The sequence below is a fragment of the Rhizobium sp. AQ_MP genome (assembly GCF_014237835.1).
In the GTDB taxonomy this organism is placed as follows: domain Bacteria; phylum Pseudomonadota; class Alphaproteobacteria; order Rhizobiales; family Rhizobiaceae; genus Allorhizobium.
Map to the genome: position 1 here is coordinate 41,292 of NZ_JACJVI010000018.1, position 16,508 is coordinate 57,799.

General features: G+C 59.4%; 14 protein-coding genes. 10 read left to right on the forward strand and 4 right to left on the reverse strand.

Annotation, left to right across the window (positions count from 1 at the left end; genetic code table 11):
• Positions 1 to 68 precede the first annotated feature (68 nt).
• The 4 genes from H6M51_RS20610 to H6M51_RS20625 all read right to left on the reverse strand — a co-directional run bounded on the left by H6M51_RS20610 (position 69) and on the right by H6M51_RS20625 (position 5,166).
• On the reverse strand, positions 69 to 1,097 hold the full coding sequence (locus H6M51_RS20610; protein ID WP_185811680.1) for a histone deacetylase family protein: 1,029 nt from the start codon (positions 1,095 to 1,097) through the stop codon (positions 69 to 71).
• On the reverse strand, positions 1,094 to 3,118 hold the full coding sequence (locus H6M51_RS20615) for a proline/glycine betaine ABC transporter permease (RefSeq protein ID WP_185811681.1): 2,025 nt from the start codon (positions 3,116 to 3,118) through the stop codon (positions 1,094 to 1,096). The genes H6M51_RS20610 and H6M51_RS20615 overlap by 4 nt, the downstream gene beginning before the upstream one ends.
• Complete coding sequence (locus tag H6M51_RS20620) at positions 3,106 to 4,062, reverse strand: ABC transporter substrate-binding protein (protein ID WP_185811682.1); 957 nt, start codon at positions 4,060 to 4,062, stop codon at positions 3,106 to 3,108. The genes H6M51_RS20615 and H6M51_RS20620 overlap by 13 nt, the downstream gene beginning before the upstream one ends.
• A 147-nt stretch (positions 4,063 to 4,209) precedes the next feature.
• Entirely contained in the window at positions 4,210 to 5,166 is a 957-nt protein-coding gene (locus H6M51_RS20625; RefSeq protein WP_185811683.1) for an ABC transporter substrate-binding protein, read from the reverse strand.
• 197 nt (positions 5,167 to 5,363) lie between these two features.
• On the opposite strand from H6M51_RS20625, the gene H6M51_RS20630 reads away from it, so the two are divergent.
• From H6M51_RS20630 to H6M51_RS20675, 10 genes are all read left to right on the forward strand, one after another.
• On the forward strand, positions 5,364 to 6,158 hold the full coding sequence (locus H6M51_RS20630) for an SDR family NAD(P)-dependent oxidoreductase (RefSeq protein WP_185811684.1): 795 nt from the start codon (positions 5,364 to 5,366) through the stop codon (positions 6,156 to 6,158).
• On the forward strand, positions 6,155 to 7,198 hold the full coding sequence (locus H6M51_RS20635; protein ID WP_185811685.1) for a glycine betaine/L-proline ABC transporter ATP-binding protein: 1,044 nt from the start codon (positions 6,155 to 6,157) through the stop codon (positions 7,196 to 7,198). Before H6M51_RS20630 ends, H6M51_RS20635 begins: the two co-directional genes overlap by 4 nt.
• A gap of 85 nt (positions 7,199 to 7,283) precedes the next feature.
• Positions 7,284 to 8,738 carry an amidase family protein gene (locus H6M51_RS20640; protein WP_185811686.1) on the forward strand — a complete coding sequence of 485 codons (1,455 nt, stop codon included), beginning with the start codon at positions 7,284 to 7,286 and terminating at the stop codon, positions 8,736 to 8,738.
• Positions 8,739 to 8,814: 76 nt separating this feature from the next.
• A complete protein-coding gene (locus H6M51_RS20645) occupies positions 8,815 to 9,768 on the forward strand; it encodes a glycine betaine ABC transporter substrate-binding protein (RefSeq protein ID WP_185811687.1) in 954 nt (317 codons plus the stop codon).
• Between the two features lie 257 nt (positions 9,769 to 10,025).
• On the forward strand, positions 10,026 to 10,772 hold the full coding sequence (locus H6M51_RS20650) for a GntR family transcriptional regulator (protein WP_185811688.1): 747 nt from the start codon (positions 10,026 to 10,028) through the stop codon (positions 10,770 to 10,772).
• Positions 10,773 to 11,179: 407 nt separating this feature from the next.
• On the forward strand, positions 11,180 to 11,935 hold the full coding sequence (locus H6M51_RS20655) for an SDR family NAD(P)-dependent oxidoreductase (protein ID WP_185811689.1): 756 nt from the start codon (positions 11,180 to 11,182) through the stop codon (positions 11,933 to 11,935).
• Between the two features lie 103 nt (positions 11,936 to 12,038).
• On the forward strand, positions 12,039 to 12,824 hold the full coding sequence (locus H6M51_RS20660) for a creatininase (RefSeq protein WP_185811690.1): 786 nt from the start codon (positions 12,039 to 12,041) through the stop codon (positions 12,822 to 12,824).
• Positions 12,821 to 13,780, forward strand: a complete 960-nt coding sequence (gene speB / locus H6M51_RS20665) for an agmatinase (RefSeq protein ID WP_185811691.1) — start codon at positions 12,821 to 12,823, stop codon at positions 13,778 to 13,780. The genes H6M51_RS20660 and speB overlap by 4 nt, the downstream gene beginning before the upstream one ends.
• A gap of 190 nt (positions 13,781 to 13,970) precedes the next feature.
• Positions 13,971 to 15,026 carry a tartrate dehydrogenase gene (locus tag H6M51_RS20670; protein WP_185811692.1) on the forward strand — a complete coding sequence of 352 codons (1,056 nt, stop codon included), beginning with the start codon at positions 13,971 to 13,973 and terminating at the stop codon, positions 15,024 to 15,026.
• A gap of 3 nt (positions 15,027 to 15,029) precedes the next feature.
• Positions 15,030 to 16,487 carry an NAD-dependent succinate-semialdehyde dehydrogenase gene (locus H6M51_RS20675; RefSeq protein ID WP_185811693.1) on the forward strand — a complete coding sequence of 486 codons (1,458 nt, stop codon included), beginning with the start codon at positions 15,030 to 15,032 and terminating at the stop codon, positions 16,485 to 16,487.
• Positions 16,488 to 16,508: the final 21 nt, after the last annotated feature.

Consider the following 16,508-nt stretch of genomic DNA (forward strand, 5'->3'; position numbering starts at 1 on the left):
GCTTCCGGCAATCCTATGTCTCCGCCCTTTGAGCACATGCCCCGAAGGGCGGAGATGAAGAGCCAGATTTAGAGGCGACGGCTGGGCTCCAGCACTCTGGCAACACAATCCCCCAGCGCAGCCTTGTCATAGCCTCCCTCGAAGACGAACATCCTCGGTAGCTTCAGCGCCGCGATCGCTTCGCCGATGCGGGAGAAGTCCTCTTGTCTGAGGTTCAGCTTGCCCGAGGGATCGCCCCGGTAGCCGTCCACGCCGAGCGCGATCACAATATAATCGGGGGCGAAGTCATGGATCCTGGCGCGCGCGGCGTCGAGTGCAACAGAGTAGATTTCCATAGTTGAGCCGGGCTGGAGTGGCAGGTTGAGGTTAAACCCCTCACCGGCTCCACCTCCGATCTCATCGGCATATCCGGAGAAGTACGGGTAATCATCGGCAGGATCCGTGTGGATCGACACTGTCAGAACATCGGAGTTCTTCCAGAATATGTCTTGTGTGCCGTTGCCGTGATGCGCATCCACGTCGAGAACAGCGACACGGGCTCCGCTCGCTGCAAGTGTCGAGGCTGCGAGCGCCGTGTGGTTGAGGTAACTGGTTCCACCTCCCATGTCGCGACAGGCGTGATGGCCCGGCGGTCTTACGAGTGCAAATGACGATTTGCCGGAAGCCAGCAGATGCTCGGCAGCGCTTCGGGCAGCCCCGGCTGCCCCTGTCGCCGCGGACCAGACATGCTGAGTAACCGGGCTCACCCCGTCGAAGAAGTAGTAGCCGAGCTTGCCTTCGATAGCCCTTGGAGGGCGCGGCGGGCGGTTCCGGTGCGGCCAGACGAAGGCGATGCCGTCATGTTCGTCACCGAAACCCGCAGTCCATTCGTCCCAAGCGGTTTCAAGGAATGACAGGTAATCCAGATCATGAATGGCAAGGAGATCCGCTGCCGTCAGAGGCAGGCAGTCTACCGGAGCCTTGAACCCCCTTTCCGCCAGCACTCCCCACACGAGGTCTATCCGGTCGGCGGTTTCGATCGTCGGAACCAGTTCTCCCGGAACAAGCTCGCATCGTGCTTCATGCGCGCGATGCCCGCCATGGCTGAAGATTTTCATGCGGTGATCCTTGCCTTGCGAGATTTTTCAGGCGAGCAGCTTTCTGCCGCCGCGTTCAAGATGCGGTCGATCAAGATCGCAAGAGCGCAGATCGCGAGACCTGCCACCAGGCTTCGGCCAGCCTGGACCTTCGCGATGGCTTCGATCGTTTCCAGTTCCAGACCGCGTGTGCCGATGAGCGATGTGATGACAACCATACCGACAGCCATCATCAGTGTCTGATTGAGCGCCAGGAGCAGGCCCGGCCAGGCAAGCGGGAGGCGCACCTTGAAGAAGGTCTGCCAGTAACTGGCACCGAACATTTCGGCTGCCTCCAGGACCCCCTTGTCGACCTCCTTGAGCGCATGAGAGACGTAACGGATCGTTGTCGCCATGGAGTAGATCGCGATCGCCAGAAGACCGGACACATCTCCGGGTCCAAGCAACATAACGATGGGGATCAGATACACGAAGGACGGCAGAGTCTGGAGTGTCGTAACGATGCCATCCGTAATCTTGTAGACCCGTCGCGACGACGATGCCCACATTCCCAGCGGCACCCCGACCATCAGGGACAGGAGCGTGCCAGCGAAGACGAGATGCAGCGTAGTCACCGCCGCTTCCCAATAGCCGATCGCCGAAATCGCCACGATAATCAGCACAGAAAGCAGCGCCACCTGCGGCCGCTTGAATGCCAGGCAGAGAACCGCGAGGCCCAACGCGGTGGCGAACCACCCGACACCCTGCATGGCGTCCAGAAGCGGACGCAGGATCCAGAACGTCATGAAAGTGCGGAACGCTTCGAAATAAGATCCCCAGTGACCGTTCAACCAGACGATCGCTTTCGACCAGACATCGGATGAAGACACGGTCCAGGTTTCCGGAAACTGCCGGAAGGCCGGGGAGAGGAGTGCTAGAGCGACCGACAGTGAAATGACAGCCAGAACGACTGCATATCTCTTGCGGCGTTCCTGACCATCCTCGTGTGAAGGCCGGCGGGTGGCAACGGCGTGACCGAAACTGTAGAGCTGTATGGCCATGAGCGTGATGGCAATACCGGCTTCCAGCCCGCGACCAAAGCGTAAGGACTGAAGGGCCTTCAACACTTCGCCACCGAGCCCGCCTGCGCCGATCATCGACGCCAGGATCACCATGGCGAGCGACATCATCACGAGCTGGTTCAAGCCAAGCAGGATATCGGTGCGAGCGGTCGAGATGAGGATCTTCCACTGTTGCTGCCAGAAGCTTGCGCCCGTCATCTCCGAGAGCTCGATCACCGAGGCCGGCACACGCCGGAGCGCATAGGCCGTTGCCTTGGCCATGGGAGGGAGCGCAAAAATCATGGTGGCGACGAGCGCCGCAACCGGACCGAACCCGAAGAGCACGAGAACCGGAACCAGATAGCTGAACGGCGGTATCGTCTGCATGATGTCGAAAATGGGATTGAGCACTTTCTCCAGTCGCGGCCAACGCCAAAGGGCGATACCTGCCAGCAAGCCGAGCACGACACCGAGAACAATCGTCACCGACACGGAAGCAAGCGTCAGCATCGCCTCGTTCCACAGGCCGAAAGCGGCGTAATAGACGAAGGTCACAAGGGTGAAGGCGGCGAGCCGAGACCCGGCTGCAAACCAGGCCGCAGCGACGAAAACGGCGGTCACGACGATCCACGGCAGCGGCGGAATGCTGGCACGTGCGCCATCCGCCCCGACATAACTCCAGCCATTGGCCAACGCGCTTTGAATGAAGCGCATCGGCACGCCGAGCAATTCTCCAAGGCTGCGTGTATAAAGCCGCAGCGGTTGATCGAAAATCTCGGTGCGGCGAAGCAATTGATCGAGCCAGTCGTTCGCTGCTGCCTGAAGGGGAATTCGGTAGGCTTGGGGCCAGGTATAGAGGCCCTCCGGCAGGACGCTCCTGGCAAAGTAGCCGAGCACGAAGATCGTGAGCGCGCTAAGCAGCAAGAGCTTGGTGGCGTTCGCGCCGAAGATGCCGGCAGCAGGAGCTGCCGGCGCTTGATTGACTTCGGTTACTGCAGCCATGACGACCAGATCCCGTTATTGGCGTCGATCCACTCCTTGGCCGCCGTTTCCGGCGTGACACCGTCGATATCCTGACGGGCTATGCCTTTGGCGACATCGGCGGAGGTCAGCTTGAAACTCTCGAAGATCTTCAGAACGTCAGGGGCCTTTTCGGCAAAATCCACATTGTAGAGCTTGACGATATCACCAGTCGAAAGAGCGCAATCCCAGACGGCGTCGGGGTTGGTGCCCCAGCTGGCGTCCGTCGGGCAGCGATCGTCAAACTCGGGGAACTCGATGAACCGGCCCTGGTCCGATCCATAGAGCCAGTGTGGGGTCATCCCCCAGCCGATAATCGGCTCCTTCTTCTGGATCGCCCCCTGCATGGTCGCAACCATCGTCCCGACCGTGCCCGGCAGCGTGATCTTCACGTCGAGGCCGAGCGCCTTGATGCGCTCATCGTCATAGGCTGCGAAGTCAGGAGGAGTTCCGAGATAGTTGATCTTGCCATCTGATGTCGATGTGGACAGCGCCTTCACGCAGGCCGGATCCTTAAGGGCTTTCCAGTCGGGAAGACCAGGGCACAACTCGCCGACATAGGTGGGATACCACCAGGTCTCCTTGGTCTCCACACCGGCAGAGCCGGCATTCTTGACCGACCCTGATTCCAGCGTCTTGTTGATCAGATCCTTGCTTGTTCCCCATACGGCCGGCGACAGATCGACATCGCCGAACTCGAGAGCGGTGAAATGCGCCGTGTAGTCGATCTTGACGAACTCGACATTGTAGCCCGCTTTTTGCAGAACCTGGCCGAAGACATAGTCTACGAAGTCGGAATCCGGGACGTTGTAGACAGGGATCCGCACCGTTTCCTGGAATTTGGCATCCTGTGAAAGCGCGCCGCTCGCCGGGAGCAAGAGTGAAAGTGCGCTGGCGATGGTAAGAGTGAGGCGTCGGTTGTTCATTGTGTTCCCCTTGTTGGACGACCTTAGGAAAGCCGGCCGGAACGGTCGGCGGCGGAAGAGGCCTGTTGGCGCAGTTCGGAATGTCTTGGTTGACCGTGCAGCGCCACGGACGGAGTGGGACGGCCCAGACGCGAGCCGCCCGCCTGATCATTTGGTCCAGGGGGACCAGAGCGCGGAATTGGCTTCAATCCATTCCTTCGCGGCTTGCTCCGGCGTCACACCATCAAGATCCTGACGTGAGATGCCACGGGCAACGTCGTCGACGGTCAACTTGAAACTCTCGAGCACCTTGATGACATCAGGAGCCTTCTCGGCAAACTCGACATTGTACAGCTTGACGATCTGCCCGGAGGGAACGGCACAATCCCATGTGGCCTCAGGATTGAGACCCCAACTCGGGTCGCTCTCGCACGCGGCATCGAATTCGGGAAACTCTACGAACTGGCCCTCTCCCGAGCCGTAGAGCCAGTGAGGAACCATGCCCCAGCCAATGATCGGCTCCTTTTTCTGCATGGCGCCCTTCATGGTGGCGACCATGGCACCGACGGTGCCCGGCCGTGTTATATGCACATCGAGACCAAGGGCGGCGATCCGCTCCTCGTCATAAGCAGCAGAGTCCGGCGGGGTGCCGAGATAGTTGATCTTGCCTTCTGATGACGAGGTGGACAGTGCCTTCACGCAGGCTGGATCTTTCAGAGCCTTCCAGTCAGGCAGTCCAGGGCAAAGTTCGCCGACATAGTTCGGATACCACCAGGTTTCCCTGGTCTTCACCCCAACCGAACCCGCCGTTGCCACGCTACCGGATGCGACGGCCTTGTCGATCAGCACCTTGCTGGTCTCCCAAACCGCCGGCGATATGTCGACATCCCCGAATTCCAGTGCCGTGAAATGCGCGGTGTAGTCGATCTTCACATACTCCACCCGGTATCCGGCCTTTTCCAGCACCTGACCGAAGGTGTGGTCCACGAAATCCGAATCCGGGATGTTGAAGACGGCGACACGAACTGTGTCTTCAAATTTGCCATCCTGGGCAATGGCAATTCCAGTTGACGCGGCCAGCGACATGGCAAGCGCGATGGCCCGGTTGGTGCAATGAGATCTCATACCTGGTTCCCCTTGTTCTTGTCATCACAAGTGAGAGCCCAATGAGGCGATCTGTCAATCACAAAAATATCTCAAAACTAAAAAAATCGGACTATGAACGCCTTTTTCAGATTGATTTGTGATTTTTTTGTGCTTCTTATGATGAAGAACAGACATGGGCTTCATGCCCGGGCTCAAGCCCATCACGAGGGAACACGATGAGAAATCAGACAGATACGCCAGTAGCCCTGGTGACGGGCGCCTCTCGAGGCATAGGTCGAGCCATTGCAGAGCATCTCTTGCAGGAGGGGTACGATCTTCACGCCACCTACCGGACCAAGGCTGAGACAGCGAAGGAACTGGTCAGCTATGGTGAGAAACTCGGCCGGAAGGTTACCCTTCATCACCTCGACGCGACCTCGCCTGCCAGTCAGGAAAAGCTGGTCGGCGAATTGTCTGCGGCCTCCTTCAACTGCCTGATCTTCAACGCCGGCATGATCGAGTTTGAAGACTTCGATGACTACGACCAGGGAATTTGGGATCGGACGCTCGAAACCAATGTGAGTTCGATCCTTCGCTTCTCGCTCGGTTTGAAGGAGAGGTTAACCAACGGCGGCTCAATCGTCATGGTGTCGTCCACGGACGGCATGATCGGATCCTATGCCAGCATGGCTTATGCAGCATCCAAGGCTGCACTCAACAATCTCACCCGCAGCCTCGCCTGCAATTTCGGATCCAGGAACATTCGCGTCAACGCCGTGGCGCCCGGTTGGATCTCAACGGACATGACGAGCGAAGGTTCGTCCGACTCTGCCTCGGTGACGCCTTTAGGCAGAGACGGGACGCCGGAAGAAGTCGCCAACGTTGTTGGATTTCTCGCCTCGCCCAAGGCCAGTTTCGTCACCGGTGCCATGGTTGTCGTGGATGGGGGCTACACGTCCTCCGACCCGATCATGTTGAACGAGGCCAGACACTTCCAGGCATCGAAGGCAAGCTCCGGAGAGCAACCATGATCATCGAATGCAAGAACCTCTGGAAGATCTACGGGGATGGCGGCGCTGCCCAGGACGAGCGGACCCGCTCCGTAGAGGAGCGGATTGAACTTGCCGAGAAGACCGGGGCCTATGTGGCACTGGCGGATATCAACATCGGTGTCGGCCGCGGCGAAACACTCGTTATCATGGGTCTGTCGGGATCGGGCAAATCGACGCTTCTGCGCTGTCTGACACGGCTGATCGAGCCGACATCCGGCGAGGTCCTTTACGAGGGCACCAGGATAACAGGCATGGCGCGCGCTGATCTCTTGGCGCTGCGCAGGCAGCACATGAGCATGGTCTTCCAGAACTTTGCCCTGCTCCCGCACCGCACGGTTCTCGGCAATGTCGAATTGCCGCTCGAGATCCAGAAGCGGGATGCGAAGTCTCGCCGCGCTGCAGCCTTGGAAATGATCGAACTGGTCGGCCTGAAATCGAAGGAAGATCACTACCCGCACGAATTGTCGGGCGGCCAGCAGCAGCGCGTCGGCATTGCCCGAAGCCTTTGCAGCAACCCGGCGCTGTGGCTTCTTGATGAGCCTTTTTCCGCGCTCGATCCGCTGATCAGACGGGAAATGCAGGACGAAGTGCTGCGGCTCCAGTCTTCGCTCGCCAAGGCCGTCATCTTCGTGACCCACGACTTCGAGGAGGCTGCCCGGCTCGGCGACCGGATCGCAATCTTGCGCCGAGGTCGCCTCGTGCAGTGCGGCACTGCAGAAGAACTCGTGACAAACCCCGTTGACGACTATGTCCGCGCATTTACGGCCGAAGTCGATCGGGGTCGGGTCTACATGGCAGAGCGCTTCATGGAGCCCGGTCAACCGCCGGCGTTCGACAAGCGTCTGCCGAAGCGCACGAGCCTGAAGGATGTCTCGCGTGCGTTTGCGGACGGCGCGAACGTCGTAGCCTTCTGCGACGACAGCCAGAAGACCGTGGGCTTCATGCGACGGGAAAAGCTCGGCGAGGCCCTGGCAGCCTCCGAACTCGCCGGTCCGCTGAAGCACCACCCGACCGTTTGAACGGTGCAGCGCAGGACTTCAGTTCCGTCCTGGACACCCAAAAAATCTTATCAAGAGACCCCGCGACAAGCGCTGTGAGGAAATCATGCCGAAGACGACGCCCCCGCATTGGTGGACAGCAACAGAGACGCTTGAGGAACTGCACAGCGGCAGAATCGGCGCGGTAGAACTTCTGACGCACATGAAGACGAGGGCCGAAACGCTCGGACCTCAGATCAATGCCGTCATTGAAGCGCAATTCGAGACAGCCTTCGAGACAGCGCGTGCCGTGGACGGTGGCAAGATCAAGGGCTCTCTTGCAGGCCTGCCGATGACCATCAAGGACACATTTGAGGTTGAAGGCTTCGGATGCCGCGCCGGCATCCCCGAATTGGCGGACTACAGATCGGCGCGCGACGCTGACGCCGTCGCGCGACTGCGTTCAGCCGGGGCGGTGTTCTGGGGCAAGACCAACGTACCGCTCGCGGCAGCCGACCACCAAAGCTACAATCCGATCTTCGGCGTCACCAACAATCCGTGGGACCATGAACGAACGCCCGGCGGCTCCTCCGGTGGCTCGGCTGCGGCCTTGGCGGCGGGCTTCACCTCCCTCGAGCTCGGCAGCGACATCGGAGGCTCGATCCGAATACCCTCTCATTTCTGTGGCACCTGGGGCCACAAACCGAGCTACGGCATCGTTTCGCAGCGCGGGCAGGTTCCGCCGAACCCGGGCGCCTTGGTACAGTCACCGATCGCTGTCTGCGGCCCCATGGCGCGAAGCTCCGCCGACCTGATCCTCGGTCTCGACATCCTGGCCGGCGCTCCTCCCGGAGAAGCCTGGATGCTCAAGCTGCCAGAGAGCCGGGCCGGTACACTGAAGGATTTTCGCGTCGCAGTCTGGTCCGGTGGCTACCCGGTCGATCCGGAGTATCGGGCGGCCATCTCCTTGTTCGGTCACGCCTTGGCTAAAGAAGGTGCGTCGGTGGTCGAACTCGACGCGACACCGCATCCGCTTGTAGGCGATGAAAATCTCTATATCTCCTTGCTCTTTGCGGTGATCGGCGGAGAACTCGCGGGAGCAGACCTCTCCGACTACGACCATGCGGCGGCCATCTATGCGGCAGACACTGTCGCCGGACAGGCCGCCCGGGCGATCCGCGGCAGCACATCGGATTTCTTCATCCTGCTTGAAAGACAGGCTCAGCACATCGCCAAATGGAGCGCCTGGTTCCAGAATTTCGACATCCTCATCGCTCCGGTTTCGATGACACCGGCCTTCCGCCATCAGAATCAAGACGGCGATGGCCCCGTCCCCAGTATGGCGCGAACCCTGGACGTCGGTGGCGAGAAGGTTCCTTACCTAGAGAATCTCCTTTGGCCTGGGGTGGCGACCCTGGCCCATCTGCCATCGACTGCACGCCCGATTCCCTGGAAGGTGGGCGGATTGCCGGCGGGGGTTCAACTGATCGGCCCTTCCTACGGCGACAGGACCACCCTGGCCTTCTCGACGCTTTGCGACGAGATCTTCGGGACGTTCGTCCCGCCCTCAGGCTACGCATGATCAACGCTCGGCCTCCGGGTCGACGGGGCCGCGCGCGACGGACACGAAGTTCTTAAAAGCGAAAAAGGGGAAGCAAATGAACGATCTGAAATGGATGACAGCAGCAGCGTTTCTTGTATCGACGGCCTTGCCGGGAGCAGCCATCGCAGCCGGAACACCGCAGTCAACGGATCCGATAAGACTCGCGGTCTTCAACATTCCGGACGCCGATTTCATCAGCAATGTCTTGGGCCAGGTGCTGACGAAGGCCGGCTATGCAGTTGAATATGTAAAGACAGACTACAGCGCCCATTTCACCGCTCTCGAGTTTGGCGATATCGACGCATCTCCCGCAGCTTGGAGTTCGGTCAAGGAGCAGATCGACAAGGCACTTGCGAGTGGAAGTGTCGAAAAGGTCGGCGAGGTTGGCGTCGTGGTGAAGGAAGGCCTCTGGTACCCATCCTATGTCGGCGCGCTTTGCCCGGGCCTCCCGGACTGGAAAGCCCTGCTGGAGCCCGCATGCGTCAAGGCATTGTCCACACCGGAGACGGAAGGCAAGATCAACTTCCTTGGCGTGCCGGCAGATATCATCGGACCAGTCGAGACTGCGCAGGCACTTCAGTTCGACATCAAGATTACACCGCCCGGATCGCTGGGGACCATGATTGCCACCATGCAGGGCAATATCCAGAAGAAGACGCCAGTCATCGGCTATGGCTTCTCGCCTCATTGGCTCTATGGCGGAGCTGAAGGCAGCTTCATCGCACTACCGGCCTTCGAGCAGGCCTGCTACGACGACCCGGCTTGGGGACCGAACCCGAACGCCACGCGCGATTGCGCGCCCCCGGAAGGATCTGTCTTCAAGCTGGTGAACACCGATTTTGCGGCGAAGGAACCCTACGCTATCGACATCTTGAAGAAGATGACGCTCGGCACCGAAGAGGTGGCCGACGCCATCAAGCTCCAAGAAGTTGACGGCAAGTCCGCAGAAGATGTGGCGGCCGCATGGCTCTCTAGCAATGAGGCCGTATGGACTGCTTGGGTGAAATGATCCGAGATGGCGGGGCGTGCTCCGACAGATGCGCTTCAGGCGAATTTGCCTCCAAGCGTCACCTGAGTTCGCCCTGCCCCACAGGACCGGCCCCAAGCCTGAAGTGTCGACGGCGGGAACATCGGTATCCATCAAAATGGTGGGTCGACGGCTTTGAATTGCGAAGAACTGAAAACTGTTGTGGCAGCTGAACACGAATGGCCTATAGAACTGACGCGCCAACTGAAACATTCGACCGCTTCGGAAAGCCGAAAACCATGAATGACACACGCCTGACAGAGGGCGGCAAGGAAACCATCGCGGACCAAATCTACAATTCCATCCGCAAGGATCTGATGGAATGTCGATGGCCGGCCGGTCATACCTTGAAAATCAGGAATCTTGCCGCCGAATTCGGTGTCAGTCCGATGCCTGTGAGACTTGCCCTGAAGCGTCTCGGCAACGAAGGAGCCTTGACGATTGAGGAGAACCGGTCAGCACGCGTACCCGTCATTTCCCAGCGCCGTTTCAGTGAATTTTACGAGGTGACGGTCCGTCTTGAGACACTGGCCCTTGAGAAGGCGTCGCAGCGAATTACGCCACAGCAATTGGTGGCGATGATCGATAGGGCTGAAGCCATTCGGCAGGAAGTCGAACAAGGCAGGACCGCCGGATACGCTCAGCGCTTCAATTCGATGCTGATGGAAATCTACCGGACCGGCGGCTCCTTGGCTTTGATCGAAATGATCGAATATGCGTGGGTTCATGTGGCTCCGCCGTCCAACGCGATCTTCGAGGCGCCCGCCTTTGTCAGTAAGATCCATGTCCATCTGCTGGAGATCCTTGAAGCGCTCAGGCGCAAAGACCTGGCAGCAGCCCAGACGGCGCTCGTTGCAGCCTTGAGTTACGCGGAACGTGCCATGACCTTGTTGATGGACATGGAGCGCAGTTCGAGCAGTCTCAGCGTCCAGAAAAGACGGATGCGCAAGGCTGAGGCGACCGCTGACATCACGGAGCGCGGTTAGGCGAAGCCTGCCCCTTAAGACTGAATGACGGCGAGGGCTCTGACTCCGCGCGCTGATAGGGAAATGTCTGGTTTCTTCAGACTGCAAGGTTCAGCTGCGGCAAAGGTGAGTCTGGCTAGCGCTTCGGTGCCAAAAGGTGTTGCAACATACCCTCCATACGCCTGGGAACATTGATCTGTGCAAATGCAGCATCGCAGATCGCTGAATTTACATCATCACGCCGCGTGTCAGGCTCTGAACCATAAGTGCGCTCGGGATTAAGACGTGAAGACCGGTGATGAGGCCTCCCTCGTTCTCGACCGGCTGAGTGTCGAGAGCACCAAGTTTTTCGCAAGGCTGGGGCGAAAGCGATCTACACGACTTTGGAAAGACCCCAATCGAGCAGATCGGCCTGGAATGGATATGGCATGGGTTCGTCATTTTCTAAAAAAACAGTCGTCATCACGGGAGCGAGCCGCGGCATCGGCCTCGGCGTGGCGACAGCCTTCGCAAACGAAGGCGCCACTCTCCATCTGATCGCAGATGACGGAGATGTCATAGCAGCCGCCCAAAGCATCGGCGCACAGGGCCACATTTGCGACATCACGGATGTGGCGGCCCTCAACACCGCATTCAACAACATTCCGCGTCTCGACGTCCTGATCAACAATGCGGGCTACGAGCGGATGACCCCACTGGTCTCTGCCCATGACTGTGTGGACGACACATTTCGACGCGTCATAGAAATCAACATCATCGGGACACGGAATGTCACCCAACGCGCAATTGCCAAGATGGTCCCGGGTTCTTCCATTGTAAACACGGCATCCATCTGGGGACGCGTGGCAGAGGCACGGTTCGATGCCTATGTCGCCTCCAAACATGCCATCATCGGCATGACCAAGACCTGGGCAAGGGAACTCGGGCCACTCGCAATCCGTGTCAACGCGGTCTGCCCGGGATGGGTAAAGACGCAAGCCTCCATGCGGTCCTTGGGGATGATGGCGGAGAGGCGTGGCATTACGGAACAAGCCCTTCTGACGGAGGTAGTCGCCGCGCAGGCACTGGAGGGGTTGATGACCCCGGAGGACATGGCTGAAACCTACCTCTTCCTGGCCTCGGATCGGGCTGCCAACATCACGGGTCAGTCACTTGGCGTGGACCGGGGAGAAGTGCCCTGGTGAGCATCCTTGGGACGCGAACAAGCATCACGGGCAGGCTGGACACTATCTTTGACAATCCCGCTGTGAGTGCAGGGCCTGGCACTGCCACGTCTAGGAGAATGACATGAATGACAGCGTCTATTGGTGCGAGCAGACCTGGCCGGAAAGCAAAGCCAAGGTCGAGGCAGGCGCACCCGTCTTCCTGCCGCTTGGCTCGACTGAGCAGCACGGGCACCACATGGCGCTTGGCGTTGATGTCGTCTTGCCAACAGAAGTGTGCGAAAGGGTGGCGCGAGAAGTTGGAGGCTTGGTTCTACCAGCGGTTCCCTATGGCAATCGCTCACAGCCGAGATCCGGAGGGGGGCCCGGATTTCCAGGCACGCTCAACCTTTCTGCCCAGACCTTCTCGCTCGTCGTCAAGGATGTGATCTGTGAACTCTTTCGTCAGGGCGTACGCAGGATTGTGGTCGTCAATGGTCATTATGAAAATCTCTGGCCCTGCGTCGAGGGGATCGAACTCGCCCTCGACGCAATTGGTCGCAATCAGCTCGGTGACCTGAACATCCTACGCATGGACCACTGGGAATTTGCCCGCCCTGAAACAATCGCGCAGATCTTCCCTGACGGTTATCCCGGAATCGAGCTGGAACATGCCAGTGTTCTCGAGACATCGATGATGCTGGCAGTCAGACCGGATCTGGTTGATCTGTCGCGCGCTCTTCACGACGGCCCGGCGCAATTCAGGCCCTATGACCGCTTCCCTGTGCCTCCGGTGGAAGTCCCGCCCTCCGGCGTTCTGTCAATGACCGAAGGATCGACGGCAGAGAAGGGGGAATGGCTGTTTTCCGATGTCGTGGGACGCATGGTCGATATCGTCAGACAGGAATTTCAGATGGGAAGCTTATCATGAGTGACAGATTTCATCAGCCGATTGATGCGGCAAAGGTCCCGCGCTTCGCAGGGCACGCGACGTTCATGCGGCTGCCAGCCGTCAGCTCGGCGGCGGGACTGGATATCGCACTCGTTGGAATTCCCTGGGACGGTGGAACCACCAACAGGGCGGGTGCGCGCCACGGCCCCCGGGAGGTGCGAAACTATTCAAGCCTCATGCGAAGCAACCACCATGTCTTCCGCACGGAACCCTACAAAGTTGCCAATATCGCCGATGTCGGCGACGTTGCGGTCAACCCGATCGACCTTCTGGACGGGCTCAAGCTGATCGAATCCGGCATATCCGAGATCGTCGCCCAGGGTGCGCTTCCGCTGTCGGTCGGCGGGGACCACCTGACAACGCTGCCTGTGTTGAGGGCAGTTGCCAGCAAGGGCCCTTTGGGCCTCATCCATTTCGACGCCCACTCCGACACCAACGATACTTACTTCGGCAACAATCCCTACACGCACGGCACCCCGTTCCGGCGTGCGATTGAAGAGAAGCTCCTGGATCCGCAACGCGTTGTGCAGATTGGCATTCGGGGCTCCATATACGAGCCCCACGAACACGATTGGGCGCTACAGCAGGGCATTCGCATCATTTACATGGAAGAATTCGCTGAGAGGGGGCCGAATGCGGTAATGGCCGAGGCCCGCAGCATCGTCGGCGACCTCCCCACCTATGTCACCTTCGATATCGACTCAATCGATCCGTCCATGGCGCCAGGCACTGGCACACCCGAGATCGGCGGGTTCACCACGCGGGAAGCACAACAGATGCTGCGGCTTCTTGACGGTCTGAATTTGGTCGGGGCAGATGTGGTGGAAGTCTCACCGCCTTTCGATCTTGGCGGCATGACTTCGATTGTCGGTGCAACGATGGTGTTCGAACTCATGTGTGTCATGGCCCGGCAGGTGGAGCGCAATCGCAAGTAAACCTGGCCCTTCTCCTGGCCGCCGCTCCCGATCCACATGGAGCACCTTGGCTGGCCATGGAGAGCAGCGACATGTTTGGTCACCCGCCCTGACAAACGAAATTTCCGACTGTCCTTTGAGCAAAATCAGCAGATGGCACGGCCTTAAGGTCGGTAGGCTGATCTGTATGGGGAGCAGGCGGAAAACCTTTATGCGCACACATCGTATCGCTGTCATTCCAGGGGACGGTATCGGCCAATCTGTGACAGAGGCAGCCCTGCGCGTGTTGCAGGCAATAGGCTTGCACGAAGGCTTCTCGCTTGAAGCGATACATTTCCCTTGGTCTTGCGATTTCTACAGGCAGACCGGGGCCATGATGCCGCCGAACGGCATCGAGATCCTCAGGGGCTTCGACGCGATTTTGCTTGGGGCGGTGGGATGGCCAAGCGAAGTCCCGGACTCGGTTTCGCTCCACGGATTGCTCTTGCCAATCCGCAAGGCGTTCGGCCAGTACGCCAATGTCAGGCCGCATCGCCTGCTGCCGGGCGTGAAGGGCCCACTGCGTGTCGACGCGTTCGACATCCTGTGTATTCGGGAAAACACCGAAGGCGAATATTCCGGTGCAGGTGGACGCGTTCATCAGGGAACAGCAGACGAGGTTGCAGTCGAGACATCGATCTTCACCAGACGCGGCATCGAACGCATCCTGCGTTTTGGGTTCGAGCAGGCGAGGACGCGACGCGGCAAGCTCGCTTCCGTCACCAAATCCAATGCCCAGCGGTTTTCGATGGTGCTTTGGGACGAAGTTACCCAGATCGTCGCAAAGGATTATCCCGAAATCGAAGTGTCGAGCTACCACGTCGACGCCATGGCGGCTCGGATGGTGATGAACCCCGAGACACTGGATGTTGTCGTGGCATCCAACCTGTTTGGCGACATTCTCACCGATCTCGGTGCCGCCATCCAGGGCGGCCTTGGCTTTGCGGCCTCCGCCAACATCAATCCGGAGAGAACAGCCCCCTCCATGTTCGAGCCCGTCCATGGCTCGGCACCGGATATCGCCCATCTCGGCATTGCCAATCCGATTGCTGCCATCTGGTCGGCGGCGATGATGCTCGATCATCTCGGAGAACAGCACGGGGCACAGAAAATTCTTGCGTCAATCGAGGTGACGACGCGCTGGGGCATCGGCACGGTGCCGGGACGTGACACGACGGACAAGATTACCTCCGCAGTACTCTCTGCCATCGAAACTCAAGGGAAGTAGCACATGTCTGCGATCACGGAACTCGAACTGTTTCGCCAATCAGGACTGATCGACGGGCAGTGGGTAGCTGCGGACACCGGTCGGACAATTACTGTAACCGACCCCGCCACCCGCATGTCCCTAGGGACCGTGCCCGACATGGGAGCGTCCGAGACACGTCGCGCTATCGAGGCCGCAGACCGTGCGTTTGCTACATGGAAGCGCAAAACGAATGCGGAACGCGCGCAGCTGCTGGAGGCATGGTATGGCCTGATGATGGCCAATCTCGAACCTTTGGCAAGTATACTCACGGCGGAACAGGGCAAGCCGCTTGAGGAAGCCCGCGGTGAAATTCGCTATGGTGCCGGCTTTGTAAAGTGGTTTGCCGAAGAGGCACGCCGGGTGGGTGGCAACACCATCCCCTCGCCGACACCCGATCGCCGTATCGTTGTGCTGAAGGAAGCCGTCGGCGTCTGCGGGATCATCACGCCCTGGAATTTCCCCAATGCAATGATCACGCGCAAGGTGGCGCCCGCGCTGGCGGCGGGGTGCACCGTTGTCATCAAGCCGGCGCAGTTTACACCCTTTTCGGCAATTGCCCTCGCTATTCTGGCAGAAAAGGCCGGCATCCCGGCCGGCGTGATCAACGTCGTGACGGGCCAGCCCAGAGAGATCGGCGACGAATTGCTGACGAATGAGATCGTCCGCAAGATCTCCTTCACGGGTTCGACGCATGTCGGCTCCATGCTGATGCGCGGCGCTGCCAGCAGCATCAAGCGGCTATCCCTCGAACTCGGCGGCAATGCACCTTTCATCGTCTTCGACGACGCGGACATCGATCTTGCCATCGAAGGCGCCCTGGTTTCGAAGTTCCGCAACGGCGGCCAGACCTGCGTCTGTGCCAATCGCATCCTCGTGCAAGCCGGCATCTTTGACGTCTTTGCGGCACGTCTGGCTGATCGTGTCGACCAGATGCGCGTTGGTGCCGGAACAGCGCCGGGCGTAGCCATTGGTCCCATGATCAACGAAGCGGCCATCGACAAGATCAACGAGCACGTTTCGGACGCATTGGCGAGAGGTGCGAAAATCATAACCTCCGAGCGAACGCTCCCTCCCGGTGGGCAATACGTGGCACCAATCGTATTAACGGGTGCGACAACCGACATGCTGCTCGCGAACGAGGAAACCTTCGGCCCGGTCGCTCCGCTCTTCCGCTTCGAAACCGAGGAAGAGGCAATCGCGATCGCCAATGGCACCCCCTACGGGCTAGCCGCCTATTTCTTCACAGAGAGCCACAGACGTGCCTGGCGCGTCGGAGAAGCGCTAGAGTTCGGCATGGTGGGCCTCAACACCGGCGCGATTTCAACCGAGGTGGCTCCATTCGGCGGCGTCAAGCAATCAGGCCTCGGTCGCGAGGGTGCCCAGGTCGGCATAGACGAGTATCTGGAGCTCAAGAGTTTCCACCTTGGCGGTCTCTCCTGATCAAGGAGACGAGCACAGGCC

Excerpts from the sequence above, each read along its gene's own strand:
- H6M51_RS20675 (WP_185811693.1), top strand. The coding sequence starts at position 15,030 with ATGTCTGCGATCACGGAACTCGAACTGTTTCGCCAATCAGGACTGATC.
- H6M51_RS20650 (WP_185811688.1), top strand. The coding sequence starts at position 10,026 with ATGAATGACACACGCCTGACAGAGGGCGGCAAGGAAACCATCGCGGAC.
- H6M51_RS20635 (WP_185811685.1), top strand. The coding sequence starts at position 6,155 with ATGATCATCGAATGCAAGAACCTCTGGAAGATCTACGGGGATGGCGGC.
- H6M51_RS20630 (WP_185811684.1), top strand. The coding sequence starts at position 5,364 with ATGAGAAATCAGACAGATACGCCAGTAGCCCTGGTGACGGGCGCCTCT.
- H6M51_RS20645 (WP_185811687.1), top strand. The coding sequence starts at position 8,815 with ATGAACGATCTGAAATGGATGACAGCAGCAGCGTTTCTTGTATCGACG.
- H6M51_RS20610 (WP_185811680.1), bottom strand. The coding sequence starts at position 1,097 with ATGAAAATCTTCAGCCATGGCGGGCATCGCGCGCATGAAGCACGATGC.
- speB (WP_185811691.1), top strand. The coding sequence starts at position 12,821 with ATGAGTGACAGATTTCATCAGCCGATTGATGCGGCAAAGGTCCCGCGC.
- H6M51_RS20640 (WP_185811686.1), top strand. The coding sequence starts at position 7,284 with ATGCCGAAGACGACGCCCCCGCATTGGTGGACAGCAACAGAGACGCTT.
- H6M51_RS20655 (WP_185811689.1), top strand. The coding sequence starts at position 11,180 with ATGGGTTCGTCATTTTCTAAAAAAACAGTCGTCATCACGGGAGCGAGC.
- H6M51_RS20625 (WP_185811683.1), bottom strand. The coding sequence starts at position 5,166 with ATGAGATCTCATTGCACCAACCGGGCCATCGCGCTTGCCATGTCGCTG.
- H6M51_RS20620 (WP_185811682.1), bottom strand. The coding sequence starts at position 4,062 with ATGAACAACCGACGCCTCACTCTTACCATCGCCAGCGCACTTTCACTC.
- H6M51_RS20615 (WP_185811681.1), bottom strand. The coding sequence starts at position 3,118 with ATGGCTGCAGTAACCGAAGTCAATCAAGCGCCGGCAGCTCCTGCTGCC.
- H6M51_RS20670 (WP_185811692.1), top strand. The coding sequence starts at position 13,971 with ATGCGCACACATCGTATCGCTGTCATTCCAGGGGACGGTATCGGCCAA.
- H6M51_RS20660 (WP_185811690.1), top strand. The coding sequence starts at position 12,039 with ATGAATGACAGCGTCTATTGGTGCGAGCAGACCTGGCCGGAAAGCAAA.